The following is a 25927-nucleotide window of genomic DNA, read 5'->3' on the forward strand; positions in this document are numbered from 1 at the left end:
AGATCTGGATTTAGCCACAAAGCGCTACCGCGAATTGAAAGAGGTGAAGCCATGAGTAACCAAACATTTTCGAGCGTGTGGGACGCGATCGAGGACACGCCGGAACAAGCGGAAAACATGAAGCTTCGGTCAGTGTTGATGATGGCGATCAAGGACCATATCGCCCGTACCGGAATGAGTCAGGCAGAGGCTGCCAGGCGCTTCTGCGTCACCCAGCCGCGCGTGTCCGATCTCATGCGCGGCAAGATCAATCTGTTTGCACTTGATGCGCTGGTCAATATGGCGGTTGCGGCTGACATGCGGATCGAGTTGCGCGTGTCGGACGCGCCAGTGCAACGCCCTGCTGTCAACGCGAGCGTCAAAACGGCAGCACGCAAGAAGCCAGCAACAACGGCCAAAAAGACGACGGCGGCGAAGAAGCCGGCGACAAAGGCGCCTGCACGGCGGAGCAAGGGCGGCAACACAGATGCCGCCGTTGCCCGCTGATCGACAATTCCGTCGCGGTAAAGCATAGAGTCGGAATCCGGCCTGGCCTTACCAAAGGCCGAGAATCCTCAGCATCGGCCTGATGCATCGTTGAAGCGTCAACGCCGGTTCGACCCCGACACCACATCGATCCACACCGCAAGCACCAGAATGCTGCCCTTCACGATCATCTGCCAGTACGCATCGACGTCGAGCATCGACATGCCGTTGTCGAGGCTCGCCATCACCAGCGCGCCGATCAATGCCCCATAGACCGTGCCGGAACCGCCGCGCATCGACGTCCCGCCGATAAAGCACGCCGCGATCGCATCCAGCTCGCCCATCGAACCCGCCGACGGCGAGCCGGCTGCGAGCCGCGCCGTATTGACGATGCCACCGAACGCGCACATCAACCCCATCAGCGCGAAGATCGCCAGCTTCACGCGATTGGTGTTCACACCCGATAGCCGCGTCGCTTCGAGATTCGAACCCACCGCATAGATGCGGCGGCCGAATACGGTCTGCGTTGCGATCCACGTGAAAACGCCGAGCAGCGCGAGCAGCAACAAAACCGGCACCGGTATGCCGCCATAACGATCCAGCGTGGCGACGAACGCCGCCAGAATCACGCCCGCGCCGACGACCTTCACGACGTCCTGCCAGACCGGTACGACCGTCAACTGATAGCGTTCACGGTTGCGCCGCTGCCGCACGGTGAGAAAGGTCAGCAGCAGAAACAGCACGACGGCGAGCGTATCGCCCACAAACCGTGGTAAATACCCTTGTCCGACGAAGACGAAACTGTCGGAGACCGGTGCGATGGTCGAGCCGCCGGTGACGCCGAGCAGAATGCCGCGATAAGCCAGCATGCCGCCCAGGCCGACAATGAACGACGGCACGCGCCGGTAGGTCGACCACCATCCGTTGAACATGCCCATGACTACGCCGAGCAGCATCACCACGGGCACCGTGACGCCAATCGGCCAGTGACGGTTCACGTCGAGAATCGCCGCAACGCCGCCGAGCAGACCGAGCAACGAGCCCACCGACAAATCGATCTCGCCGGCGATGATCACGAACACCATGCCGCACGCGAGCATGCCGGTAATCGACATCTGCCGCAGCAGATTCGACAGATTGCGGGGCGTGACGAACGCACCGTGCGTGAGAAACGAAAAGAACATCCAGATCGCGGCAACAGCGATCAGCAACGCGAGAATCTTGTAGCGCGCGAACAGTTGCTGAATGCGCTGCGCGCCGCCGAATGCGCCTCGCGGCGCGGCATTGTCGGCGCGTTGGGTAATAACGTCGGGAGTCATGCGGCACTCGCTGCGGTTGGTGCGGTTCGGTTTAGGGATCGCTGCACGGGACGGATCGCGGCGCTGAGAATGTCCTCCTGCGTGAGGCCGTTGTTGATGAAATCGCCGCGCAATTCGCCCTCGCCGATCACCAGCACGCGATCGCTGATACCGAGCACCTCAGGCAATTCGGACGACACCATCACGATCGACACGCCACGCTGTGCAAGCTGGAAGATCAGTTTGTAAATTTCGTATTTCGCGCCCACGTCGACGCCGCGAGTAGGTTCGTCGAGGATCAGCACTTTGGGATCAGTCAGTAGCATGCGCGTCAGCACGGCCTTCTGCTGATTGCCGCCCGACAGGCTTGCGATCGACAGCATCGGATGCGCGGCGCGTACCGACAGCCGCTTCATCTCCGTGTGAATCGTATCGAGTTCGGCGGCGGAATCGATACGGCCGCCGGTCGCAAAGCGCTGCAACACCGCGAGCGTGATGTTGTGACCGACACCCAGATTCGGCACGATGCCGTGCCGCTTGCGGTCCTCGGGCACCATGCCGATGCCCGCGCTAATCGCATCGATGGGCGCGCGAATTTTCAACGGCTTGCCTTCCATTACCACCGTCGCTTCGCTCACCCCCGGATACGCGCCGAAGATCGCCTGCATCAACTCCGTGCGCCCTGCGCCAACCAAACCGGCGACGCCGAGAATTTCGCCGCGCCGCAGCGCAAACGATACGTCGTTCACACGCTTGCGGCGCGGATTGGTGACATCGAAACAGGTGACGTGGCGCGCTTCGAAAATCACGTCGCCGATCGGATGCGGTTCGCGCGGAAACAGGTTCTTGATTTCGCGGCCGACCATCATTGCGATGATGCGCTCGGTAGTCAGCGCACGCATCGGCTCGGTCGCGACATGCCGGCCGTCACGAATCACGCTGATCGTGTCGCACACGGCTTCGACTTCGTCGAGCTTGTGCGAGATGTACACGCAGGCCACGCCGCGCCGCTTCAGATCGCGCACGATGTCGAGCAGAATGCGTGTCTCCGAAGCCGTGAGCGACGACGACGGTTCATCGAGAATCAGCAGCTTCGCGCGCTTGTTCAAGGCCTTTGCGATCTCGATCAGTTGCTGATGCCCGCCGCCGTAGTTCATTACCGGTTGCGCGACGTTGATGCCGCCGATATCGAGCTCACGTAGTAACTCATCGGCGCGCCGATACATCGCGGCGTAATTCATCCGGCCGCCTGGCAACGTGATTTCATTGCCGAGGAAGATGTTCTCCGCCACCGTCAACTCCGGCACCAGCATCAATTCCTGGTGAATGATGATGATGCCGGCCCGCTCCGTGTCGCGCACGCTTGCGGCCTTCAGCGGCTCGCCTTCCCAGATGATTTCGCCATCCCAGGTACCGTACGGGTAAACGCCGGACAGCACTTTCATCAGCGTCGATTTGCCCGCGCCGTTTTCGCCGCACAAGCCGATGCACTCGCCCGGCGCAACCGTCAGGTCGATGCCGTCGAGCGCCTTCACGCCGGAGAATGCTTTGACGATGCCGCGCATCGTCAGTAAAGGTTGCGTCATTCGCTATGCCTCGCTGCAAGGCGCGCGGCGGCACCGGTGCGCATAATACGCACCGATATCCTCCGCGCACGCGTTACGCTCATTGGCTCGCGAGCTGGGCCCGGGTGTAGAAGCCGTCCTTGACTACGACATCGACATTGCTCCTGGTCAGCAACGTCGGTTGCAGCAGGACTGTGTCGACTTTCTTCTTGCCGTTGTCGTACTGCGCGTTATAGGCCGGCTTTTGGCCCTTCGCAAGCGCGACCGAGAGTTTCGCGGCTTCGCCTGCAATCAGCTTTAGCGGTTTGTACACGGTCATCGTTTGTGTGCCGGAGATCACACGCTTCACCGCCGCGAGGTCCGCGTCCTGCCCCGAGATCGGCACCTTGCCCGCCATATGCTGTGCGGCAAGCGCCTGAATCGCGCCGCCCGCGGTGCCGTCGTTCGATGCGACGATCGCATCGATCTTGTTGTTGTTCGCCGTCAGCGCATCCTCGACGATGCGCAACGCCGTCGACGCGCTCCACTCCGGCACCCACTGCTGGCCGACCACCTTGATGTCGCCTTTATCGATAGCGGGCTTCAACACTTTGAGCTGCCCCTCGCGCAGCATCTTCGCGTTGTTGTCGGTCGGCGCGCCGCCGAGCAGGAAATAATTGCCCTTCGGCTGTGCGTTGAAGACACCCTGTGCCTGCATTTCTCCCACTTTCTCGTTATCGAACGAGATATAGGCATCGACATCGGCATCGAGAATCAACCGGTCATACGAGACGACCTTGATGCCCGCCTTCTTCGCTTCGGCGATCACGTTGCCGAGCGTCTTCGAATTGAACGGCACGATGACGATCACGTCGACGCCGCGCGAAATCAGGTTTTCGATCTGCGAGATCTGCCGCTCCTCGCTTGCGTCGGCCGATTGCACCGACACTTTTGCGCCGAGCTTTTCCGCAGCCGCGACGAAGTAATCGCGATCGCGCGACCAGCGCTCGACGCGCAGATCGTCGATACAGAAGCCAATTTCCGGATGATCCTTGCTTGCATGCGCGAGCGGCGCGACAAGCGACAGACTGGCGAGTATCGCTCCACAGACGAGCGAACTCAGAACGGTACGGCGCGTTGCGAATTTCATTTCTGTCTCCTTCTTCTGATAGCCGGAATACCGGATTGGACGGCCTGCGCTGCGAGCCACAAGGCCGGACAAACGACAACCCAAAGCTTCCTTTTATTCGCGTAGTCGACGTGGCCACGCGATTTTTTTTAATGTCCCACCCGCCGTCTTGCGCGGCCTTCACTGCATGCGTGGTACTTCAGCGCACGCCATAAATCGCCTGATTCACCACGTTCTCCAGCCGCTCCTGCTGGCCGCTTGTATGCTGAGGATTCAGGTCACGCGACAGCGCGTCCGTGGCCAGCGTCGACAGCGAATAGCCGCCAGCCAGGATCTTGCGGCCGAACTCCGTGTCCCAGCCCGCATATCGCTGACGCTTGAACTGTTCGAGACGGTCGTTCTCGATTAACACTGCCGCGCGTTCGACGGCGAGCGCCAGATTGTCGATCGCACCGATGTGACCGTAAAACAGATCCTCGGCATCGACGCTCTGCCGCCGTACTTTGGCATCGAAGTTCATACCGCCGGTCGTGAATCCGCCGTGCTTGAGGATCTCATAGTAGGCCAGCGTCAGTTCCTCGACGCTGTTTGGAAATTGATCGGTATCCCAGCCGTTTTGGGGATCGCCGCGATTCGCATCGACGCTGCCGAAAATGCCGAGCGCGAACGCGGTCGCGATCTCGTGATGAAACGAGTGGCCGGCAAGCGTCGCGTGATTGGCCTCGATATTCACACGGATTTCATCCTGCAATCCGTATTGCTGCAGGAAACCGTGGACGGTCGCCACGTCGTGATCGTATTGATGCTTGGTCGGCTCCTGCGGCTTCGGTTCGATCAGCAGCGCGCCTTTGAAGCCGATCTTGTGCGCATGTTCGACCACCATGTGGAGAAAGCGGGCGAACTGATCGCGTTCGCGCACGAGGTCGGTATTGAGCAGCGTGTCATAGCCTTCGCGGCCACCCCACAACACATAGTTCTCGCCGCCGAGCCGCTGTGTCGCATCGAGCGCGTGGCGAACCTGGGTCGCCGCAAACGCAAAAATCTCAGGATTTGGGCTGGTTGCCGCGCCCGCCGCATAACGCGGATGCGAAAACAGATTCGCCGTGCCCCACAGCAATTTGATGCCGGTGTCCTGCTGCTTGCGCGCCAGATAGTCGGTAACGCGCCCGAAGTTCTCGCTGTATTCCTTCAGGCTCTCGCCTTCGGGCGAGACATCGGTATCGTGAAAGGTGTAGTAAGGCGTGCCGAGCTTCGTGAAAAATTCGAACGCGGAATCGGCTTTTTGCCGCGCCCGCTCCATCGCGTCGCCGGCTTGCTGCCATGGACGCCGAAACGTTCCCTCTCCGAAGATATCGACACCAGGCCAGACGAACGTGTGCCAATAGCAGACGGCGATACGCAGATGTTCTTCGAGTGTCTTGCCAAGCACACGCTTGTTCTTGTCGTAATGGTGATACGCAAGCGGGTTATCCGATTGCGGACCTTCGTAGCGAACTTCCGGAATGTGTTCGAAGTAGGACATCAGCGTCTCCTGTGTCGACCTGAGTTAGCGCTTTAGCGCTTACTCAGGTCCCATGTTGCATTGCAACCTGCGCAACATCATGTGCGGGTCGGCAGGGTGACGCCATGCTGACGCTTGAGACAGGTACCGGCAATTGCGAAATTGCACAGCGTGCTTGATGTTTCTTACCGCTTATGCGTTTGACCCACACCGGCGCGATCGTCAGGGCCTAGAATAACCAGACGCTTAAAAAACCCGTGCGGCATTCGATGCCCACCCAACAGGAGACGAGGGCGCAGCGGTTCCTCACGATCCGCCCGCCGCCACTGCCATGACCCGCCCTCAAACGCCACAGACGACCCATCGGATCGCGCTGCTGTTCAACGCGAACAAGGTGTACGACCGCGAGATCATCACGGGCATCGGCAATTACCTGCTGTCGACGCGCGTGGCCTGGGACCTGTTCCTCGAAGAGGATTTCCGTTGCCGGCTGGCGGGCATCGAGCGCTTCGACGGCGACGGCATCATCGCGGATTTCGACGATCCCGCCGTGGGCGAAGCGCTGCGCGACTGTTCGTTGCCGGTCGTCGCGGTCGGCTCTTCGTTCGAAGATCCAGCGCACTATCCTCCGGACTTACCCTATATCGCGACTGATAATGCGAAGCTCGTCTCGCTCGCTTATACGCATCTGATCGGCGTGGGTCTGGAGCACTTCGCTTTATATAGCCTTCCGCAGGCGCAGGAGAACCGCTGGGCCCAGCAACGCGAGTTGGCGTTCACTCATCTGCGCAGCGCGGACGGCCACAGCGCAAAGCAGATCGACACCGAAATCTATCGCGGCCTGTCGACCAGTGCGCCATCATGGAATCAGGCGACCGAGCAACTCACGGCATGGCTGCGCCAGTTGCCGAAGCCAGTCGGCATCGTCGCGGTAACCGACGCGCGTGCGCGGCATCTGCTGCAAGCGTGTCTGATCGCCGGCATCCCTGTGCCTGAGGAAGTGGCGATCATCGGCATCGACAACGATCCGCTCACGCGTACGTTGACCCGCATTCCGCTTTCTTCGGTGATTCAAGGCACCGAGGAAATGGGCCGCACCGCCGCTCACCTGCTGCACCAGATGCTGCGCGGCGCGCGTTTTCCGGGGCGCCGCATTCTCGTGCCGCCGGTCGGCATCAACGTGCTCGAATCGACGAAACACCAGCCGCTCGCGAGCCCGTATGTGATGCGCGCGCGGCACTTCATCCGGCAGTACGCATGCCAGGGAATTCGCACCGAACAGGTTGCCGATTACGTGGGCGTATCGCGCTCGTCGCTCGAAGAATATTTCCGGCGCGAATTGCAATGCACCGTGCATCAGGAAATTCTGCGTCATAAACTCGATGTCGCGAAGGCACTGCTTGCTAAGCGCGATGCGTCGAGCGCGGAGGTCGCAATCCGTTGCGGTTTCTCTTCTCTGCAATACATGTACGCGGTCTTTCGCCGGGAACTGGGCTGCACGCCGCGCGAGTATCAGGATCGCGCGAATTCGGCGGCAACACCCGGCTGAAACTGCTTTCTTCTTTTATTTCGACCGACGACATGATCAGCATCGCACCAATTTCCTCCGAGCCGTGGGGCACATTGCCCGGTGGCGATCCTGTCCGGCTCTTCACGCTGCGCAACACGCACGGCATGAAAATCGCCATCAGCGACCTGGGCGCGACGCTGGTCTCGTGGCATGCACCGGATCGCGCCGGACGGCTCGGCGATATCCTGCTCGGGCACGACACGCCTGCCGAATATGTCGCGGCGACCACCTACATGGGCGGCCTGGTCGGCCGGTGGGCGAACCGCATTGCCGATGCGCGCTTCACGCTCGACAGCATCGAGTACACGCTGGATCGCAACGAAGGGAGCAACCTGTTGCATGGCGGCACACAGGGCTTTCACCGCGCGCTATGGGACGTCAGCGAGGACAACGGCTCGCTGGTGATGCGGCTTGAATCGCCGGAAGGCGACGCCGGTTTTCCGGGCAATGTGACGGTGCAGGTGCGCTACATGCTCGACGACGACGGCACGTTGACGATCACCTATGAAGCCGTCACCGATGCGCCGACGCCGCTCAATCTGACGAGCCATCCTTACTTCAACCTGTCAGGTCGGCCGGGCAGCGACATCCGCGGCCATGTCTTGTCTATCGACGCCGATACGTTTTTTGAAGTCGATGCGGCGCTGATTCCTTGCAAGCGTGCCGACGTAGCAGGCAACGCATTCGACTTCCGGCAAAGCGCGCCGATCGGCGCACGGCTGGACTGGCCGCATACGCAGCTTGCGCGGGCCGGTGGCTTCGATCATTGCTACGTGCTGCATGACATCGCCGACGGCGAATCGAAGGTGCGCCGCGTGGCCTGCGCATACGATCCTGGCAGTGGGCGCGAACTGACCGTGTCGACCGATCAGCGCGGCTTGCAGTTTTACACCGGCAATGCGCTGAATGGCGACACGGGACGCGGCGGCATCGCATACCAGCCTCACGCCGGGTTTTGCCTCGAAGCGGGCGGTTTTCCGAATCAGGTCAATATGGCTGAGCAGGAACAGGTTGTGCTACGGATCGGCAATCCGTATCGTCAGGTGACCCAGTATCGGATCGGCGTACGCAGCGGCGTTTAAGCCGATACCTTATGGTTTAACGCAGGCTTCCTTACAATTCCGACTCTTTATTTCCTGCAAGACTGAATTACGTGATCGGGGGTTTCCCCTGGATTTGCTGCTTCCTAGAATTTGTCTATCAGTTGCGGAATACATGTTGCGCGGCGCCGGATAAAACAGTTCTCGGAGGGAAGCATCATGAAATCGTTGATCAAGGCGGTGGCGCTGGCAGTCGTGATCGCCGCCCCAGTCGCTTCATTCGCACAATCGAATCAACCGGTCACGCGTGCGGAGGTCAAGGCTGAATTGCGTCAACTCGAGCAAGCGGGCTACAACCCTGCTGCGTCAACCGACGCCACCTATCCCGCGGACATTCAGGCTGCGGAAGCACGCGTTGCGGCAAAAAATGCCACCGCGCAAGCCGACACGACCGGCTATGGTCCTTCGGCTAACGGTGCGTCGCAGGCCGGCCACAACGGCGACGCTGCGAACGCGAAGCCGGAAGAGCCAGCCATGGGCGGTCAGTAAGGCGCTACCGTCGCGTAGTTCCGTCACCGGGCGGAAGTCGTAAGAGACGCCAAACATGGCACGGCTTTGCGTATTGCTCTGCGTCGCAATCGTGCGCGGACGCGCACACACACCCCGCCGCAATCAGCGAGGCGATCAGGTTTCTTTTCATTGTTCTTGCTTGTGATGTGAGGAGCACGCCCGATGCGCCGGTCTCGACGGCGCATCGAACGCGTTGTAAAGGGGCCCGCGAGACGTCGCCGATATCAGATTTTGAAGCTCTCCAGCGTGGCGGGATGAAACAGCTCTTCCGGCTGCAGCAACCGGTTCGACAAGCCTTCCTGGTGATGCCGCGTCAGGAAGCGCGACAGCACATGACGGTTCGGCTCGAAGCCGTACGACCAGAAGTCGTGGCCCATCAAACGGCGCGCGTTGCGCAACTGCTCTTCGACGAAGGGCAGCGTCACTTTGGTCGCGGAGGTGTCGCTCAGTTTCGCGAGCGCGACGGCCTTGCTTTTCTCGAACGCCTTCGCGATCGCGCCCGGCAGCCACGGATGCTGCTCCGCCAGCGTCCGGCGCACGCCCAGCAGATGCATGATCGGGAACAGCTTCGTGCGTGTGTACCAGTCGGCGGCGGCCTTCTGCGGATCGTCGTAGAGATACTTCACGTTCGGATGACCGTTCGTGAAGCACGACGGCGCTCGCGGGCCGATGACCGCATCGATTTCGCCGGATGCCAGAAGGCCCGTGATCGTCGCGTTCGACGGTGCGTTCTCCAAACGCACATCGGCGGGCAGGTTAAGCCTGATCTTCTCCTCGCGGCCCGTTTCCTCGTAGCCACCGCGTACCCAGGTCACGTCCGACGCCTTCAGACCGTGATCCTCTTCGAGAAACAAACGCGCCCACACATTGGCCGTCAATTGATACTCGGGCACGCCGATGCGCTTGCCCTTCAGATCAGCGGCCGTATCGATGCCTCGATCGTTGCGCACATAGATCGACGTATGCCGGAACGCGCGCGACGGAAAGATCGGCACGCCGATATACGGACTCGTGCCGGCCGCCGTCTTCACGCTATAGCTGGAGAGCGACAGTTCGCAGATGTCGTAATCGGCATGACGGAACGCCCGGAAGAAGATCTCCTCGGGGTCTTGCAGCATGAAGACCGGATCGACGCCGTCGATCTGCACCTCGCCGTCCACGAGAGGACGCATGCGGTCATAGTTGCCTACCGCGACCGACAGATTGAGCTTGCCCATATTCAAAGTTCCCTGATGATTGGTTTTCTAGCCGCCGATGAGCACGTCGCACTGTTCTGCGCTGGATCGCAGCATCGCGAGGCAGATTTCGAGCGTGCCGCGCGCCCAGACACCATCGTGCAGCGGCGCGATATCGCCATGCACGGCGGCGATAAGTTCGTCGATGACTTCGGCGCGCGGCACGGCAGGCGCGTCGAGTTCGACGCGCTCCCGGCGTTCATCACCGTAGACGACGATGGCATCGGGCATCGGCCGCAGATCGCCGTGCTCGCATGACACGATGAGCGGCCCGAAGTGCTGATGACGCTTGCGCGCTTCGGGCGTTGTCTGGGAAAGCGGCGTGTAGGCGTTGCCGCCATAGGTGCCTGCAGCTTTCAGCCGCGCTTCTTCTTCCTCAGACTCCACGCGTGCCAACTTGCGGCGCGCGTTGCCGTATTCGTCGGCGCCGCGTGTCTGTCCCATCTCGCCGATCCAGCCGGTCCACTCGTCCGAATCGAAATGGGCGTAGCCGTTGTATGCGAGCGTCGCGAAGGCGCCGTTCTCGAACCAGATGGTCGCGGTGTAGGCGCCTTCGGTCGGACGCGCCCGATCCCATTTGCCCACTGCCGCTCGGAGGCGCGTCGCGCGGCTGCCTGCGAGCAGCCGAACGATATCGACCTGATGCGCGGCCTGGCTGAAGACGGCTCCGCCGCCCTCTTCAGTCTTCAGTTCCTCCGGCCTGCGCGGACGGAACAGATAGTCGGTGTAGTTGAGCGCCTGGATCATCTTCACGTCGCCGTACGCGCCCGATGCGACCAGTTCACGTGTGCGCAGATATGGCGTATCGAAGCTATGGCAATGACCGACGATCAGATGCACACTCGCGTCGCTGCATGCGGCGATCATGTCGTCGCATTCGTCGAGCGACAACGCCATCGGCTTCTCAACGAGCACGTGCTTGCCGTGCGATGCCGCAATCCGCGTGTGCGCCGCATGAAACTGATGCGGACTCGCGATATAGATCGCATCGATGTCCTGCAGGCGCGCGAGCGCCTCGATATCGTCGAAGGCGGGTGCGTCGAAATCGGCTTCGAACTGCTTGCGTGCCTGCGCGCGAGGATCGCACGCGCCGACGAGTTGCACGCGTGTGTCAGCGAGAAACGTCGGCAGCATCAGCGAGAATGCGCGGCCGAGACCCGCAATGCCGAGTCGGATTTTTTCCATCAGACTTGAACCTGATAGTTCCGCTCGAGTTCCGGCGCCGCTTCTTCACCAGGCTCAACCCACACCGGATGCGCGACGTACTGCTTCCAGTCGGTGTCCTTCGGCACCATCGCCTGGAACGAGCACACGCTGCGCGGTATCGCGTCCTCGCCGACTCCGATCGCCGTTTCGCCCGACTGGAATTCCTTCAGCGCATCGAGCATGCGGCGGCGGAATTCGACCACGGCGACGTCGCTCGCGCCGAGCCGCTCTTCGGTACGATCCGCGATCGGGCCCATCGTCAGCCACATCGCTATGTCCTGATTCGGAAAGCCCTTGATGCCGGTGAAGTTGCCCGCCTTCATCGCTTCACGATCCTGCCAGAAACGGTTGTCGTGGTTGCGCAGCGGCCGGTAGAACTCGTCGAGATCAATACCGACTTGCTGTCCGAGAAACTTGCGCCACGTCTCGGTTTCGGGTGTCTTGTCAGGATGACCCCACGCCATGAAATAGAACGCGGTGCTGGTGTCGTCGCACGGCACGTTGATGTTGGCCACGTTGTACAGGTTGTTCGGTGGAATGAGCACGGTAGCCGGCGCGACGAACACGGTAGAACGCACGTAATCGTGCGTGGACGCGTTCTGGATTGGGCGGCGCAGCGCAGCATAGCGGAAGCCGTAACTCGTGCGATGCACCTGCAGACGCGGCGCCTTGTCCGTCGACGGACGCAGCCAGTTCTTCGACGTCGCTTCTGCACCGCCCACACGCGCCGGCACAAAGTCCGACGAATGCAGGCTCGAGCTATGCGCGGAATCGATCGCACCTTCGAGAATCTGCGCCCAATTGCACGGCAAAATCGCCTTAGCGATGCTGACGCGCGTGTCCTCGGTCGGCGCCCAGGCGGGCGGCACGAATTCAGGTATTGCGTCCTGCGGGCCCATGTACGCCCAGACGAAACCGCCCCATTCCTTCGTCTCGTAGGCCTTGTGCTTCACCTTCCTGGTCATGTCGCTGCACGAAGGCTCGGACACCATTTCGATCACGTTGCCCTTTACGTCCATCTTCCAGCCGTGATAGAGGCAGCGCAGGCCGCAATCCTCGTTGCGCCCATACACGAGCGACACTCGCCGATGCGGACAGTATTCGTCCATCACGCCGACGTTGCCGTCAGTGTCGCGGAACACCACGAGGTCCTCGCCGAACACGCGCGCTTTCACGGGCGCGCCGTCCGGCTCGCTGATTTCTTCGATGAGACACACGGGCGTCCAATGACGGCGCATCAACTGGCCCATCGGGGCATCGCCTTCGACACGACACAGCAATTCGTTTTCTTCACGCGTGAGCATTTACGCTTCTCCTGACCAACGTATTCAATGGGGATGATTTTCAGAGGTCCAGCACCAGTTCTTCGCTCTTTGCGCGCGACACGCAGATCATGATCTGGCCGCGCTTCTCGTCGTCGTCGAGCACCATGTCGCGATGATCCGCTTCGCCCGCACACAGCGTCGTGCGACACGATCCGCATGTGCCGCTTTCGCATGAACTCGGCGCGCGGATGCCGTTGTCGCGCAGGATTTCGAGGATCGAGCGGTCCTTCGGAATGTCGAAGCAGCGGCCCGATCGCTCGAGCCTCACGCTGAACGGCGTGTTCTCGGCCGCGCGCGACTGATCCACGCCGAAGCTCTCGAAATGCACGCTGCCTGTCGGCCAGTGACCAGTCATGTCGCGCACGCCGTCCATCAGCGCGCGCGGGCCGCAGCAGTAGACGTGTGCACCGCTGCCGGGCTTTTCGAAAACAGGCCAGAAGTCGAACGCATTGGCGAGATCACCATGATCGTGATGCACGACGACGTGCGGCTTCCATTCCGCGCTGCTTAGTTCCTCGAGGAACGCCGTCGTCTCCGGGCTGCGCGAGACGTAATAGAGCTTGAAGCGCGGGCCGCCGGTGGCCTTGAGGTGACGCATCATCGAGAGAATCGGGGTGATGCCAATGCCGCCCGCGACGAACACAAAGCTGCGCGCGCGTTCGCTCAGTTCGAATTCGTTGCGCGGCTCGGAAACTTCGATGCGGCCGCCTTTCGCGACGTCATCCGTCATGCTGACCGAGCCGCCGCGGCCCGCTGCGTCGCGCTTCACGGCGATCACGTAGCGGTCCGTTTCGTCAGGATCGTTGCACAGCGAATAGTTGCGGTTCGCGCCGCTCGGCACGCGCACCGTCAAGTGCGCGCCCGCCGTGAAGGGCGGCAGTCCGCGCCCTTCTTCATCGCGGAGCTCGAAACGGAAGATGCCTTCCGCCACCGGGTCCTTCTTCGTCACCACGAGCGTCCTGAATGACAGTTCGTTGCTGGCCGAATCGCTCATTGCACCTGCTCTCCCGCATTTGTCTTCATTCGATGACACCATCCCTCCGGCGTCGATCACCATGACGTTTATATTAGATATCTAATCATTTAGAAGCAAGAGGGTTTTCCCTGAAATCGTTCGGATGACGCAAATGAAAACGGCGCCTTCACATCGAAGACGCCGCCCCTGCTGCGAGAACTGAACGCTAAGATTGCTTTTCCGCGTGCTCGCGCAGCGTATTGGCCGGCACGCCAATCAGCACCGCGAGTCCGCCAAGCATCACGAGCGCGGCGATCGCGGATAGGCCGATCGCAAGGCTGCCCGTCATCGTCTTGATCCAGCCGAGCGCGATCGGTCCACAGAACGCGCCCACTTGCCCCAGGCTGCTGATCGCGCCGATGCCTGCGGCGGCGGCATCATCGGATAGATATGCGGGAGGGATCGACCAGATAATGGCCGCCGCGCCGAAGTAGGAAATGGAGATCATCCCCAGACAGACGATGGCCGCCGTGGTGTTGCCCGACAGTACGGGCAGCAGAAAGCCGCCCAACGCGCCGACCGCCGTGCACCCGAAGAAATGCCAGCGCCGCTCGAGCGTGACGTCCGAACTGCGCGCGACCGCGAACATCCCGAGCGCGCCGATGATGTACGGCAACGCCGACAGCAGGCCCACGTTGAGCACGTCCGAAACGCCTGCCTGACGAATGATGGTCGGCGTCCAGTAGTTGAGGATCGTGCCGCACAGGGGCACCGTGCCCCAGCCTGCCGCGAGGATATACACGCGCGGGTCCCTCAGCGCGACCAGCAACTGATGATGCGTGTGCTTTGCGGGCTTCTTCTCGGCGCGGTCTGCGGCGAGCGCATCAAGGATGATCTTCTTCTGCTCGTCGTCGAGCCAGCGCGCGTCCTGCGGACGATCGACGAGGTAGAAGAACGCGACAACGCCCATCAGCAGCGCGGGCAGTCCTTCGAGAAAGAACAGCCACTGCCAATTCTTGTAGCCCAGCACATCGACGAAGTTATGCAGGATCCAGCCGGACAGCGGCCCGCCAATGATGCCCGCCGCCGCGATGGCCAGCAGAAAGCGTGACGTGATGCGCGCGCGCCGTGCGCCCGGATACCAGTACGTCAGGTACAGAATGATGCCGGGCCAGAAACCGGCCTCGGCCGCGCCGAGCAGGATTCGCGCGATATAGAACTGCGTCGGCGTGGTCATGAAGGCCATGGCGGTGGAAATGCCGCCCCACAGGACCATGATGCGCGAGACAGTGAGGCGTGCGCCAATCTTCTTGAGCCAGAGCGTGCTCGGCACTTCCAGCGAGATATAGCCGATGAAGAACAGGCTGACGCCGAGGCCATAAGCCGCATCGGACAAGCCGAGATCCTGCTTCAGATGCAATTGCGCGAAGCTCACGTTCACGCGGTCCAGATAATTCAGCACCCAGCAGACGAAGATGAACGACATCAGTCGCCAGGTGACCTTGTGATACGTGGCCTCGACGCGGGCTGCCGTCGCGTCCGATTCCGACATGAATTGCGTGACTGTGGATTTGGCCACTAAACGTCTCCAATTTCCGTGCATGAGGGCGACACACCGGCGCGCGAAGTGTGACCGCGTGTCGAGGCATCCGCTATTTTTTCTTCGATATCTAATCATAATGGTAGGGAGACGATCGCTCGGAAACAAGTTCGGGTTTGCACCGAGAAGGCCATGGCCGACGCCGGACGCGCAAGACGGAACACCAAGCAGCTATCATGTAGAGAAAGACCTGCACTCTGGAACTCGATACCGCCATGACACCAAAGAAGACTGTTGAAGGCACGCCGCGTGAAACCGCGGAGATGCTGCGCCACTGGCACGAATCGGTGCCGAACGACCGCCTCGCACACCTTGTGAAAGACGCCTCGCGATCGATGGTGCGCGCGTTGCAAATGCGGCTCGCGGAGCACTCGGTGTCATTCGGGCACTGGACCTTCCTGCGCATCCTCTGGGAAACGGACGGGCTCACGCAGCGCGAACTGAGCGAGCAGGCGGGCGTGATGGCGCCCACCACGTTCGCCGCCGTGACGGCGATGGAAAAACTTGGACTGGTCGAGCGTCAGCAGCGTCCCGAGAACAAGAAGAACACGCACGTATATCTCACCGCCGAGGGCCGCGCGCTGAAGGACAAGCTCGTGCCGCTCGCGGAGGAAGTAAACGAGATAAGCGTGACCGGCCTAAGCGAACGCGATATCAAGACCGCGCGCAAAGTGCTGCTTATGATTATTGAGAATCTGGCAGACGACGAGTCGGGCTCGACGAACCCCATGCGACGCGTACTTTCCACTCGCGAACTTGGCAAGCTGATTGCCGAGCGCGGTGAAGCGTGGGAGGACGCTTAAGAGCTAAGAGCAAGCGTGGCTTGATACTGAAAAGAACATCACTGGTATCGCAGATGCTTGGACTGCGACAACGATTGCAGCTTCGGATCGTTCATGACGGTGCTGACGTTCGGCCTATCAGTCAGATGCGCGGACGATCCTGCGCAGCGGCGATTCTCGAACTGCTGCGTGGTAGACCGCAGATTTAAGTTCGGCTCGCGACAGTCGACGTCAGTATCGTTCTGGATTCGCATGGATTCGCGACAACTGGCCTATTTCGACTTGCTAACTCGTACTCGTCAAAGCGACGATAAAGTCAAGAAATACCCTTGTCTTGGCCGGCATGTGGTGCCGCGACGGATGGTACGCATAGAGCGGGAAGCGCTCATCCGGCCAGTCTGGGAACAGGTTGACGAGCCGTCCCTCCCGGATCAGGTGCTCGGCTCCGAGCAGAAGCATCTGCGCGACGCCAGAGCCGGCCAGGCACGCGTTGAGGAGTGCGCTCGGATCGTTCACCGTAAGCCGTCCATTCGTTTCGACAACAAGCTTTTTGCGCTTGCGATGAAACTCCCACGGATACGGCTTTCCGGTATCCGGGTTTCGGAATTCGAGACACCTGTGCACACCGCGACCCAGCTCTTGAGGCTCCGCTGGCCGCCCCCGGCGAGCGAGGTACGAGGGCGATGCGACAGTGACAACCGCCGTGTCAAGCAGCTTTCGCGCAACCAGACTGGATGAGCGAGGCTCGCCAAATCGCAAGGCCAGATCGAAACCGTCCATGATGAGGTCGCCGAGTTGATCTCTCGCAATGAACTCGAGTTCAAGTTCAGGATGCACATCCATGAATTCGTCGAGCTTCGGGCCCAGAATGATTCGCGAAAAAACCGGATCAAGATTGATTCGCAGCTTCCCGCGCACTGTCGCTGCACCTCCGGCCGCGGCTGCGGCCGCTTCCTCCATTCCCCTCAAGTGCGGCATGACCTGCTCGTAGAACCGTCGGCCCTCTTCCGTAAGGGAAACAGCGCGGGTCGTCCGATTGAAGAGCCGTATCTTCAGCCGCCTTTCGAGTCGAGCGATTGCCCGGCTAACCCCGGGTGGCGACATACCCATCAATTCGGAGGCGGCTGCGAATGTCCCCGCATCGACGACGGCAGCAAATACGCTGATACCGCTGGAGAGATTCTCGCTGGACGATCTCATAGGCGCTGCATTCTGGTCATTTAATGATCGGAAGACGTTCAGTCGAACGCCAACATAGCACGCAGGACGATTCCGACTCGCCGCCGCGATCGAAGGCCACGCCGCCGGTCCCGAACACTCGATTCAGTACCGTGCCAGGGCCGTTACTGGCTGGCGCTGCACAGTGCGTCAAAAACCGCACTATGACTCATTAGTAACTATCCGTCATCTCACAAATGTCATTCGTGTCATTTAGTTTCTCATCGCGTTTACCCACAATGCATCCCAACAGTACGTTTCAACCTTAACGACCCAAAGGAGCATCGCCATGAGTACCCGTCATCTCGCACTTGCCATCGCAGCCGCCATCGCCTTCCCTGTCGCTGGTGGGCAAGCTTGTTGAGGCAGTGACCGATCAGTCGCTAGAGGTCTACTTCCGGGAGCACATTTTCACGCCGCTCGGCATGAGCAATTCGGGATTTCTGATCAGCAGCGCGCAGAAGCGCCGGGTGGCGACGATGTACCACCGCCAGTCGGACGGCTCGCTCAAACCCGAGCCGTTCGAGATCAACCAGCGTCCCGAGTTTTTCATGGGCGGCGGCGGTGCATTCAGCACGCCGCGCGATTACATGACATTCCTGCAGATGCTCCTGCATGGCGGCACCTACAGAGACGCCCGGATTCTGCAGGCAGACACCGTGGCGTCAATGTTCCGCAACCACATCGGCGATCTGCAGGTGACGGAATTGAAAACCGCGCAGCCAGTCTGGTCGAACAGTTTTGACCAGTTTCCGGGGATGACACACAAATGGGGACTGTCGTTCGACATCAACACGCAACCTGGGCCACACGGGCGCAGCGCCGGCAGCGTCAGCTGGGCGGGCCTTCTGAACTGCTATTTCTGGCTCGATCCGGTCAAGCGGGTCACGGGGACCGTGTTTACCCAGGTTCTGCCCTTCTACGATCCGCGCATCGTGGACCTTTACGGGAAGTTCGAAGAGGGACTGTACGGCGGACTCAGCCGCGCCTGACATAGACCCGCTCATCACTATCACGCCGCACACCGATACGGCAGCACTTAACCAGACAAGGAAGCTAGATCATGTACGTCATCACAGGCATTACCGGAAAGGTCGGCGGCGCCCTCGCGCAGACGCTGCTCTCTGCCAATCAACGCGTGCGCGCCGTCGTGCGCGACGCTGGGCGCGCACAGGCATGGGCCGAGCGTGGCTGCGAAGTGGCGGCCGCTAACATGGACGATGCGGCGTCGCTCTCCGCCGCATTCGAAGGCGCCACCGGGGTCTTCATCCTGCCGCCGTCCGAATTCGATCCGTTGCCGGGCTTTCCGGAGGCGTGTGCGGTCATCGACGCCGTGAAGGCAGCGCTCGAATCAGCGCGTCCCGGCAAGGTCGTCTGTCTTTCGACGATAGGCGCGCAGGCGACCCAATCCAACCTGCTGACCCAGCGCACTCTGATGGAACAGGCGCTCAGTGACCTGCCGATGCCAGTCACGTTCCTGCGTCCCGGCTGGTTCATGGAGAACGCTGCATGGGACGTCGGCCCGGCGCGCGACGGAGGGGTCGTTCACAGTTTTCTGCAACCGCTCGACAAAGTCGTGCCGATGGTCGCGACAGCGGATGTCGGGCGCGTTGCTGCGCAACTGCTGCAGGAGACCTGGAACGGCAAGCGTGTGGTGGAGCTGGAAGGGCCGCAGCGCGTGAGTCCGAACGACCTCGCAGCGGCGTTCGCCGAAATTCTCGGGCGCCCGGTTCGTGCCGAGGCCGTTCCGCGCGAAACGTGGGGTGCATTGTTCAGGGCACAAGGTACGAAAGACCCGATGCCGCGCATCCAGATGCTCGATGGCTTTAACGAGGGCTGGATCGACTTCGAAGGGGATGAGGCAACTGTGGTCAAGGGCCAAGTGGAACTGGAAACGGTACTTCGGCGGCTAGTGTCGCAAGCCGGCTAATGCCGCTTGGTTCGACTGACGCGCGGCAGGGGAAATCGGAGGAGGTCGTCGGACAGGTACTGTCCGACCTCGGCTTTGACGAGACACGCATGCTGGTCGCAACAAAGGTCCGGTTGCGCACGGGACAAGGGCCGAACGAGGTCGGGCTTGGCCGCTCGCACATCATGCGGTCGGTGGAACGCAGTCTCAAGCGGATCGGGCGCGATCACATCGATCTGTTCCAGTTACACGACCGTGACGCACTGGTGCCAATCGAGGAAACGCTGCGCGCACTGGACGACCTCGTGACGCAAGGGAAGGTCCGGCATATCGGCGTGTGCAATTTCAGCGCGGGTGACCTCGAGCGCGTACATGGGATTACGGCATGCACGCATTGGACCCGCGTGGTAAGCAACCAGGACCACTATTCGCTGACTGAAGGCCGACCCCATTGTTTTCGAATTGCGAAAGGTCGCGACGGAACTCGATTCGACGCCGGCACAGGTTGCACTGGCGTGGGTATTGGGACGTAGCGAAGTGACCTCGGTGATCATCGGTGCACGCACCGAGGCTCAGCTCGAAGATAACCTGAACGCGCAGCGGCTGGTTCTTTCGGGCACGCAGAGAGACCGGCTCGATCGCGTGTCGCAACCAGAGGTAACATATCCACACTGGATGCAGCAGTTCCACGACAAGGATCGCATCTTGACTTGACTTGATGGAGCCCGCCATGAGCAACGCCTCTTCAGGCAATCCCGACGAGCTGTTGTCAGGCGGCAGCCGCTACCATCAGGTGTATCCCACTCTGGACGAAACGCAGCTGGCGATATTGGAGCGATACGGTGAGCGACGCAGGCTGAAAGCCGACGACATCCTCTATTCCGAAGGCGACCGGCATATCGCGATGTTCGCCATTCTCTCCGGAACGATCGAGGCGACCAGAGCATCCGTTCAGGGCCCCCAATTGCTGGGCACACATGGCCCCGGCAGTTTCACCGGCGAGGTTGGCACGCTCGCCGGCCGGGCCGCGGCGGCCACGACACGCGCCGTTTCCGATTGCGAGGTCATCGTCATCGATGAGGAATCACTCCGCGCGCTCGTGATTGCTGAAGCGGAGTTAAGCGAAACCATCATGCGCGCCTATATCCTGCGCCGGGTTGCTTTTATCCAGGGGCAGCACGCAGGCGTGGTGGTGATTGGCAGCACGGCCTCCGCCCCTACGCTGCACCTGCGTCACTTCCTGAGCCGCAACGGTCAGCCCTCTGCCTACTTCGATATTGTCGAGCACACCGAGACAAAAGAACTCCTGACACGTTATGGCGCAACGGAAGCCGACATCCCGATTGTGGTCACGTTGCAAGGCGCCGTGCTCAGGCGACCCAGCCACAGGGCCGTCGCAGATGCTATCGGCCTGAGTCCAGACAGGCTGAATGGCGCGCGCTTCGACCTCGTTGTGGTCGGCGCGGGACCCGCAGGCCTCGCGGCCGCGGTTTATGCCGCATCAGAGGGGCTGAAGGTGGCGGTTCTGGATGCCAAGGCGCCGGGGGGCCAGGCGGGCACCAGTTCGAAGATCGAGAATTACTTTGGATTTCCGACTGGCATATCGGGGCAGGCGTTGGCCGGCCGCGGCCTGTCTCAATGTCGCAAGTTCGGGGCCGAAGTCGGTGTGCCTATCGAGGCACTGACGATCGAATGCGCGGACGCCCAATCCTTTCAGATCGGACTTGATCATGACGAGGGCGTTCACGCTCGCGCTGTCGTCATTGCTACCGGTGCGCGTTATCGGAAGCCGGAGATTACTCGCCTGGAGCATTTCGAGGGTCGCGGCATCTACTACAGCGCAACATTCATGGAGGCTGCGTTCTGCAACAACCAGGAGTTGATTGTGGTTGGCGGTGGAAATTCGGCCGGACAGGCTGCGGTATTCCTTGCGAGGTTCGCACTTCATGTTCATGTCGTTATTCGCGGCGACGGGCTCAGTGCAAGCATGTCGGATTATTTGATCAGGCGGATCAACGCGGCAGCCAACATCACGCTTCACACGAGGACAACGATCGTCGAGTTATGCGGCGAGTCGAAACTTGAGGCGATAAGGTGGGACCGGCAGGGGCAGGTCGAACACAAGTCCATCCAGCACGTTTTTCTTTTTCTTGGAGCTCGGCCTAATACCCGGTGGCTTGGCGATTGCGTCGCCTTGGACAAGGATGGGTTTGTGCTGACCGGCGCCGCTACCGGCGACAAGTGGAAAGCAGTTCGGCCGCCGCATGATCTCGAGACAAGCCGGCCCGGTATCTTTGCCGCCGGTGACGTGCGGAGTGGCTCCGTCAAGAGAGTGGCGGCTGCCGTGGGAGAGGGGGCAGCCGCCATTCAGGCCGTTCACCAATATCTTGCAAGCTGCGGGTGACGTCTGTCGAGCGTTACCCAATTCGTCCGCTATGGAGAGGGTCGAGTGTCTCCTGTGGATCTACTGGCATTTGCATTTTTCGGTAGCGTCCATTCACGGCTGGCGCTGCACAGTGCAATTGCGCAGAAGGATGGCCCTACCGTGCTGGTCGGACATTCGTGGGCAGGCACAGTTGTCAGTGACGTGGGAACGGACCCGAAAGTGTCAGCCCTGGTGTACGTCGCCGCTCGCGCACCAGACGCAAATGAGGACTTCGTCGCATTGTCCGGTAAGTTTCCTACCATGCCAGTCCGAGCCGGCGTTAAGAATAACAACGGACAAACTGTGATATCTGAGGACGCTTTCCTGAACTATTTCGCCAACGGCGTCACGCCAGAAAAGGCGAATGAGCTCTATGCCGCGCAGTGGCCCACGGCCGCTTCGCTATTTGGTGAGCGCACGACAGCTGCCTGGCATTCCAAGCCAAGTTGGTATGCCGTTTGAATTTCGAGCGAGTCGCTTTAGCAGGTCAAGGGCAGGCGTGATCCCGCCGCAGCAAACCGTGCGACCTGACCAAACTTAAGGTACGTGACGTATGTCACGGGGAGCACGCCGCAAGTCGGGCGATGATCATGCAGCAAAGGATGCAGCGACCGGCACCGTCCGATATCTTGGCATCGAGGTCGACGCTGCGCTGGAGTAGATGAGACGGTCGGGGGTCACGAGGCGGTACTCGCCGAGCGCCTGCATTCAGCCCGCTACTTCGAAGATATCGCGCAGCCACTGCGCGAATACCCTGACCCGCGATGAAAGCTGACGGTTGTGCGGATACAGCACCGACACGGGCATCGGTGGCGGCGGAAAGACGGCGAGTACAACCTTCAGTGTTCCGGCAGCCAATTCGCCCGACACACGGTATCGGGGTACCTGAACCATGCCGAGGCCCGCCACTGCGGCGCCCGTGTACAGATCCGCCCCCGTGACCGACACGATCGACGCAAGCTGCATCTCGATCACTTCTCCGTCGACCGTAAATTCCATCGGCAGCGCCCGTCCCGAGCCGCTCGAGATGTAACTCACCACGCGATGGGCCTCGAGCGCCTGCAGCGTCGCCGGTTCGCCGAATTGCGCGAGATAGGCAGGACTGGCCACGGTGACCTGTTCCAGCGAAGCGACGCGCCGCCCGACCATCGACGAATCCTGCAGCGTCCCCGCCCGCAGCACGCAATCGATCCCCTCGCGCACCAGATCGACCAGCCGGTCATCCTCGCCGATATGGAGTTCGATACCGGGATACTGCGCGACGAAATCCGCCAATGCGGGCACGACGAAGTGCTTCGCCAGCGTCCCCTGCACATTCACGCGCAGCAGTCCCTTTGGGGCGACGTTGCGAAACGAGCCCTCCGCTTCCTCCAGATCGGCCACGAGGCGCACGCAGCGGCGATAGAACGCCTCACCGTCATGGGTCAGGCGCACCGTGCGCGTCGTCCGCTCCAGCAGCCGCGTGCCGAGCCGTTCCTCCATCCGCTTCATCAGATTGGTGACGGTGGCACGGGGAATCTGCAGGTCGTCCGCCGCATGGGTAAAACTACCGCGCTCGGCGATTCGGATAAAAACCTGCATTTCCTGGAAACGGTCCATATGAGCGCGCCGTCAATTGTTAAAGCAAATGGAATGATGATACCAGTTTGCTGGTAATTATCTTTTCCGTCGAATCGTCGAATATTCGTCTCACCCAGTCATTACCTGAATCACCCACCGAAAGGGAGCAAATCATGACCATCATCAGGAACAGCCAGGTTGCCATCGTTACAGGCGCATCACGTGGGATCGGCGCGGCGGTTGCGCGGCGCCTCGCCAGCGACGGTTTCGCTGTCGCCATCAACTATGCGTCGAGCTCGAAGGAGGCCGAGGCGCTGGTCGCCGAGCTGTCGGCGCAAGGCGCGAAGGCAATTGCAGTAAAGGCAGACGTCGCGAACGCCGGCGAAGTCCGGGCGATGTTCGAGATCGCCGAACAGCAGCTCGGCAAGATCGACGTGCTGGTGAACAACGCCGGCGTGCTGAAAACGGTGCCGCTCGCCGATACGTCGGACGCGCTGTACGACCAGACCTTCGACATCAACGTGCGCGGCACCTTCAACACACTGCGTGAAGCAGCCGGGCGGATGAACGAAGGCGGCCGCATCGTGAACTTCTCGAGCACGACGCTCGCGCTGAACATGCCGGGCTACGCTGTCTACAACGCGACCAAGGCCGCTGTCGAGGCATTCACCCACGTTTTCGCCAAGGAACTGCGCGGTCGCCACATTACCGTGAACGCTGTTGCGCCGGGCCCGATCGCGACGTCGCTGTTTCTCGACGGCAAGACTGAGGAGCAGATCCGGACCTTCGCGAACATGCCGCCACTGCAGCGGCTCGGCCAGCCGGAGGAGATCGCCTCGGTCGTCTCGTTCCTCGCCAGCGCTGACGCCGGCTGGGTCAATGGCCAGATTCTGCGTGCGAATGGCGGCGTGGCTTGAAGCTGAAGCCTTGCTTGAACGAACCTGGTCCGGTCGAGGCGTTCACCCCTGAAGACGCCCCATCTCTGCGGGACGGTCACGGGGTGCCGTGACCCGCGGACGTTCCGGGCGCGTCGACCCTGGATCATGATGACGGGCAGCCGGAAACTTCGTGAATGCTTCTGGCTACCATCTGCCGGCGAACGCGGACTACATCCGAATCAATTCAAGACGTCGCAAATCATTCAAAAATATAACGTCCGCTAAACCCACTAAAGGTTTGCGATTGTCAGCCGTAAAAGAGAATGCACCGCCGTCGTCAAGGGATGAACACCATGTCATCGGCCTCGCTGTGAACGGCGGCTGCCGGGGGCTAGCTTTCCTTTCGGAAAAATTTAAAAAATAGAAACGAGAGATATTCATGTTCAATACGAAACGCGCAATCGCACTTGCAGGCGCAAGCAGCCTTGCGCTGTCACTATCCGCTTGTATGACACCACATTCCTACGTGGACCAGTCGCTCGGGGATCCGCACTACGCTGATTTGAAAAAGCCAGCAAGTCCACAGCCCATCCAGTTGCTAGTCGAGTTCCAGACCAAGGGCGTTGCAAATGCGCGGGTCACCGAAACTGTCAGACCGCACGTATATGAACAGGTATCCCAATCCGGCCTTTTTAGTCAGGTGTCGTACGACCCAGTATCGTCTGGACGCAAGCTGTCCGTTTCGATCAACAACGTTGCACTGACAGACAACGTGGCAGCTAAGGGATTCGGCGTTGGACTTACGTTCGGTCTGGTCGGCACGATGATCACCGACGGCTACATTTGCAGCGTCAGCTACATCGAACCCGGGCATGATGCTGTGACCAAGGTAGTCAAGCACGCGATCTACACGACGATCGGCAATGCATCGGGCCCGGCTGGGCTTCAGCCGATGCCTATACAGCAAGCGTCCGACACGATGCTTAGACAGATCGTGGCGAAGAGCCTCGAAGAAATCGATCAGTCGTCTGATATCGCCCAGTGACCCGGCTTCACAGTGCGCGTCGGCGCATCTCCAAGTCGCTTGCCGGACTGGCGGTAATGGGCGGCGTGTTGATATTGAACGGCTGCGTCACGCGGCAAGTGCTGCCTTATCAGGTCAGTGTAGCCAACCAGATGACACTATCGCGTGTTCCTCATGCGGCACGCTATCGGGTGACGACTGGCGAAGATCCAGCCGACGTACAAACAACGGTTCGGTCGTTGCGCGTGTTGGCACCGGGAAGCGGTTCGTGGTCCGACTATCTGAATCATGCGATACGCACTGAGCTGTCGACTTCCGGAAACTACGACGCTGGCTCAACCGCGATCCTGGAAGCGACGCTGCTTGAAGTCCATGTGTCTGATGGGAAGGCGGAACTGGCAGGCCGCTTTATCGTCAGGCGTGGCCAGACGGTCTGCTATGACAAACTGCTACGCGTGAACACTGATTGGGATTCAGAGTTTCTTGGTGCGCTTGCCGCGTCGAACGGTCTTAATCAGACCACGGCAATCTTTCAGAATCTGCTGCGCAAACTGTTCGACGATCCGGATTTCACCAAGGCCAGCCAGGCTGTGACGGCGCGGGTGCCACTCTGAGTTCACGTTCTCAAGCGCGCAGTTCCATATTGGTAATAATGGGCGGACTGCCGGCCATCAATTTCTAAACAATAAATCC

General features: G+C 60.7%; 24 protein-coding genes and 1 pseudogene. 14 read left to right on the top strand and 11 right to left on the bottom strand.

The genetic code is table 11. The annotated features are described in order from the left end of the window. Window positions 1–51: 51 nt before the first annotated feature. A pseudogene (locus tag SB772_RS30665) lies at window positions 52–327 on the top strand (helix-turn-helix domain-containing protein); the annotation flags it as partial. Between the two features lie 257 nt (window positions 328–584). Here the strand turns inward: SB772_RS30665 and SB772_RS30670 are convergent. The 4 genes from SB772_RS30670 to xylA form a co-directional block, all read right to left on the bottom strand. Continuing rightward, window positions 585–1784 carry a sugar ABC transporter permease gene (locus tag SB772_RS30670; protein WP_410836904.1) on the bottom strand — a complete coding sequence of 400 codons (1200 nt, stop codon included), beginning with the start codon at window positions 1782–1784 and terminating at the stop codon, window positions 585–587. Further along, a complete protein-coding gene (xylG, locus tag SB772_RS30675) occupies window positions 1781–3349 on the bottom strand; it encodes a D-xylose ABC transporter ATP-binding protein (protein WP_410836905.1) in 1569 nt (522 codons plus the stop codon). The genes SB772_RS30670 and xylG overlap by 4 nt, the downstream gene beginning before the upstream one ends. A gap of 79 nt (window positions 3350–3428) precedes the next feature. Beyond that, window positions 3429–4457 carry a D-xylose ABC transporter substrate-binding protein gene (xylF, locus tag SB772_RS30680; RefSeq protein WP_410836906.1) on the bottom strand — a complete coding sequence of 343 codons (1029 nt, stop codon included), beginning with the start codon at window positions 4455–4457 and terminating at the stop codon, window positions 3429–3431. Between the two features lie 178 nt (window positions 4458–4635). After that, window positions 4636–5958, bottom strand: a complete 1323-nt coding sequence (xylA, locus tag SB772_RS30685) for a xylose isomerase (protein ID WP_410836907.1) — start codon at window positions 5956–5958, stop codon at window positions 4636–4638. A 310-nt stretch (window positions 5959–6268) separates the two neighbouring features. Here xylA and SB772_RS30690 point away from each other — a divergent pair, with 310 nt between their 5' ends. The 3 genes from SB772_RS30690 (at window position 6269) to SB772_RS30700 (ending at window position 9096) form a co-directional block, all read left to right on the top strand. After that, window positions 6269–7486 (top strand): XylR family transcriptional regulator, encoded by a 1218-nt coding sequence (locus SB772_RS30690; RefSeq protein ID WP_410836908.1) that lies wholly within the window; start codon window positions 6269–6271, stop codon window positions 7484–7486. A 32-nt stretch (window positions 7487–7518) separates the two neighbouring features. After that, on the top strand, window positions 7519–8589 hold the full coding sequence (locus SB772_RS30695) for an aldose epimerase family protein (RefSeq protein WP_410836909.1): 1071 nt from the start codon (window positions 7519–7521) through the stop codon (window positions 8587–8589). A 177-nt stretch (window positions 8590–8766) separates the two neighbouring features. Beyond that, window positions 8767–9096, top strand: a complete 330-nt coding sequence (locus tag SB772_RS30700) for a DUF4148 domain-containing protein (RefSeq protein ID WP_410836910.1) — start codon at window positions 8767–8769, stop codon at window positions 9094–9096. Window positions 9097–9341: 245 nt separating this feature from the next. On the opposite strand, the gene SB772_RS30705 is transcribed toward SB772_RS30700, so the two are convergent. From SB772_RS30705 to SB772_RS30725, 5 genes are all read right to left on the bottom strand, one after another. Then, window positions 9342–10334, bottom strand: a complete 993-nt coding sequence (locus SB772_RS30705; RefSeq protein WP_410836911.1) for an ABC transporter substrate-binding protein — start codon at window positions 10332–10334, stop codon at window positions 9342–9344. Between the two features lie 27 nt (window positions 10335–10361). Next, complete coding sequence (locus tag SB772_RS30710) at window positions 10362–11537, bottom strand: Gfo/Idh/MocA family protein (RefSeq protein WP_410836912.1); 1176 nt, start codon at window positions 11535–11537, stop codon at window positions 10362–10364. After that, entirely contained in the window at window positions 11537–12862 is a 1326-nt protein-coding gene (locus SB772_RS30715; protein WP_410836913.1) for a Rieske 2Fe-2S domain-containing protein, read from the bottom strand. The genes SB772_RS30710 and SB772_RS30715 overlap by 1 nt, the downstream gene beginning before the upstream one ends. Window positions 12863–12902: 40 nt before the next feature. Continuing rightward, window positions 12903–13877, bottom strand: a complete 975-nt coding sequence (locus SB772_RS30720; RefSeq protein ID WP_410836914.1) for a PDR/VanB family oxidoreductase — start codon at window positions 13875–13877, stop codon at window positions 12903–12905. Window positions 13878–14064: 187 nt separating this feature from the next. Continuing rightward, complete coding sequence (locus SB772_RS30725; protein WP_410836970.1) at window positions 14065–15390, bottom strand: MFS transporter; 1326 nt, start codon at window positions 15388–15390, stop codon at window positions 14065–14067. Between the two features lie 263 nt (window positions 15391–15653). Between SB772_RS30725 and SB772_RS30730 the strand changes: the two genes are divergently transcribed. After that, window positions 15654–16241 (top strand): MarR family winged helix-turn-helix transcriptional regulator, encoded by a 588-nt coding sequence (locus SB772_RS30730; RefSeq protein WP_410836915.1) that lies wholly within the window; start codon window positions 15654–15656, stop codon window positions 16239–16241. A gap of 264 nt (window positions 16242–16505) precedes the next feature. On the opposite strand, the gene SB772_RS30735 is transcribed toward SB772_RS30730, so the two are convergent. After that, window positions 16506–17420, bottom strand: a complete 915-nt coding sequence (locus SB772_RS30735) for a LysR family transcriptional regulator (protein WP_410836916.1) — start codon at window positions 17418–17420, stop codon at window positions 16506–16508. A 365-nt stretch (window positions 17421–17785) separates the two neighbouring features. On the opposite strand from SB772_RS30735, the gene SB772_RS30740 reads away from it, so the two are divergent. The 6 genes from SB772_RS30740 (at window position 17786) to SB772_RS30765 (ending at window position 22234) form a co-directional block, all read left to right on the top strand. Further along, complete coding sequence (locus SB772_RS30740; RefSeq protein ID WP_410836917.1) at window positions 17786–18430, top strand: serine hydrolase domain-containing protein; 645 nt, start codon at window positions 17786–17788, stop codon at window positions 18428–18430. 71 nt (window positions 18431–18501) lie between these two features. Continuing rightward, the gene (locus SB772_RS30745; RefSeq protein ID WP_410836918.1) at window positions 18502–19368 is read left to right on the top strand and encodes an NmrA family NAD(P)-binding protein; all 867 of its coding nucleotides are present in this window, start codon (window positions 18502–18504) and stop codon (window positions 19366–19368) included. Next, window positions 19368–19880: an aldo/keto reductase gene (locus SB772_RS30750; RefSeq protein WP_410836919.1), complete on the top strand. Its 513-nt coding sequence runs from the start codon at window positions 19368–19370 to the stop codon at window positions 19878–19880. Before SB772_RS30745 ends, SB772_RS30750 begins: the two co-directional genes overlap by 1 nt. Beyond that, window positions 19810–20061: an aldo/keto reductase gene (locus tag SB772_RS30755; protein WP_410836920.1), complete on the top strand. Its 252-nt coding sequence runs from the start codon at window positions 19810–19812 to the stop codon at window positions 20059–20061. The genes SB772_RS30750 and SB772_RS30755 overlap by 71 nt, the downstream gene beginning before the upstream one ends. Before the next feature lie 16 nt (window positions 20062–20077). Beyond that, a complete protein-coding gene (locus SB772_RS30760; RefSeq protein ID WP_410836921.1) occupies window positions 20078–21751 on the top strand; it encodes an FAD-dependent oxidoreductase in 1674 nt (557 codons plus the stop codon). A gap of 54 nt (window positions 21752–21805) precedes the next feature. Then, window positions 21806–22234, top strand: a complete 429-nt coding sequence (locus SB772_RS30765; RefSeq protein ID WP_410836922.1) for an alpha/beta hydrolase — start codon at window positions 21806–21808, stop codon at window positions 22232–22234. Between the two features lie 246 nt (window positions 22235–22480). Here the strand turns inward: SB772_RS30765 and SB772_RS30770 are convergent, their stop codons facing one another. Further along, complete coding sequence (locus SB772_RS30770) at window positions 22481–23371, bottom strand: LysR substrate-binding domain-containing protein (protein WP_410836923.1); 891 nt, start codon at window positions 23369–23371, stop codon at window positions 22481–22483. A 134-nt stretch (window positions 23372–23505) separates the two neighbouring features. On the opposite strand from SB772_RS30770, the gene SB772_RS30775 reads away from it, so the two are divergent. The 3 genes from SB772_RS30775 (at window position 23506) to SB772_RS30785 (ending at window position 25848) form a co-directional block, all read left to right on the top strand. Next, window positions 23506–24249 (top strand): SDR family oxidoreductase, encoded by a 744-nt coding sequence (locus SB772_RS30775; RefSeq protein ID WP_410836924.1) that lies wholly within the window; start codon window positions 23506–23508, stop codon window positions 24247–24249. Between the two features lie 400 nt (window positions 24250–24649). Then, on the top strand, window positions 24650–25255 hold the full coding sequence (locus SB772_RS30780; RefSeq protein WP_410836925.1) for a hypothetical protein: 606 nt from the start codon (window positions 24650–24652) through the stop codon (window positions 25253–25255). 56 nt (window positions 25256–25311) lie between these two features. Next, on the top strand, window positions 25312–25848 hold the full coding sequence (locus SB772_RS30785; RefSeq protein ID WP_410836926.1) for a hypothetical protein: 537 nt from the start codon (window positions 25312–25314) through the stop codon (window positions 25846–25848). The last annotated feature ends 79 nt before the right edge of the window (window positions 25849–25927 follow it).

Source organism: Paraburkholderia sp. SIMBA_030 (assembly GCF_046535245.1).
GTDB lineage: Bacteria > Pseudomonadota > Gammaproteobacteria > Burkholderiales > Burkholderiaceae > Paraburkholderia.

Coding starts and splice junctions, on each gene's coding strand:
- SB772_RS30670 (WP_410836904.1), bottom strand. CDS start 1,784: ATGACTCCCGACGTTATTACCCAACGCGCCGACAATGCCGCGCCGCGA.
- xylG (WP_410836905.1), bottom strand. CDS start 3,349: ATGACGCAACCTTTACTGACGATGCGCGGCATCGTCAAAGCATTCTCC.
- xylF (WP_410836906.1), bottom strand. CDS start 4,457: ATGAAATTCGCAACGCGCCGTACCGTTCTGAGTTCGCTCGTCTGTGGA.
- xylA (WP_410836907.1), bottom strand. CDS start 5,958: ATGTCCTACTTCGAACACATTCCGGAAGTTCGCTACGAAGGTCCGCAA.
- SB772_RS30690 (WP_410836908.1), top strand. CDS start 6,269: ATGACCCGCCCTCAAACGCCACAGACGACCCATCGGATCGCGCTGCTG.
- SB772_RS30695 (WP_410836909.1), top strand. CDS start 7,519: ATGATCAGCATCGCACCAATTTCCTCCGAGCCGTGGGGCACATTGCCC.
- SB772_RS30700 (WP_410836910.1), top strand. CDS start 8,767: ATGAAATCGTTGATCAAGGCGGTGGCGCTGGCAGTCGTGATCGCCGCC.
- SB772_RS30705 (WP_410836911.1), bottom strand. CDS start 10,334: ATGGGCAAGCTCAATCTGTCGGTCGCGGTAGGCAACTATGACCGCATG.
- SB772_RS30710 (WP_410836912.1), bottom strand. CDS start 11,537: ATGGAAAAAATCCGACTCGGCATTGCGGGTCTCGGCCGCGCATTCTCG.
- SB772_RS30715 (WP_410836913.1), bottom strand. CDS start 12,862: ATGCTCACGCGTGAAGAAAACGAATTGCTGTGTCGTGTCGAAGGCGAT.
- SB772_RS30720 (WP_410836914.1), bottom strand. CDS start 13,877: ATGAGCGATTCGGCCAGCAACGAACTGTCATTCAGGACGCTCGTGGTG.
- SB772_RS30725 (WP_410836970.1), bottom strand. CDS start 15,390: ATGTCGGAATCGGACGCGACGGCAGCCCGCGTCGAGGCCACGTATCAC.
- SB772_RS30730 (WP_410836915.1), top strand. CDS start 15,654: ATGACACCAAAGAAGACTGTTGAAGGCACGCCGCGTGAAACCGCGGAG.
- SB772_RS30735 (WP_410836916.1), bottom strand. CDS start 17,420: ATGAGATCGTCCAGCGAGAATCTCTCCAGCGGTATCAGCGTATTTGCT.
- SB772_RS30745 (WP_410836918.1), top strand. CDS start 18,502: ATGTACGTCATCACAGGCATTACCGGAAAGGTCGGCGGCGCCCTCGCG.
- SB772_RS30750 (WP_410836919.1), top strand. CDS start 19,368: ATGCCGCTTGGTTCGACTGACGCGCGGCAGGGGAAATCGGAGGAGGTC.
- SB772_RS30760 (WP_410836921.1), top strand. CDS start 20,078: ATGAGCAACGCCTCTTCAGGCAATCCCGACGAGCTGTTGTCAGGCGGC.
- SB772_RS30770 (WP_410836923.1), bottom strand. CDS start 23,371: ATGGACCGTTTCCAGGAAATGCAGGTTTTTATCCGAATCGCCGAGCGC.
- SB772_RS30775 (WP_410836924.1), top strand. CDS start 23,506: ATGACCATCATCAGGAACAGCCAGGTTGCCATCGTTACAGGCGCATCA.
- SB772_RS30780 (WP_410836925.1), top strand. CDS start 24,650: ATGTTCAATACGAAACGCGCAATCGCACTTGCAGGCGCAAGCAGCCTT.
- SB772_RS30785 (WP_410836926.1), top strand. CDS start 25,312: ATGGGCGGCGTGTTGATATTGAACGGCTGCGTCACGCGGCAAGTGCTG.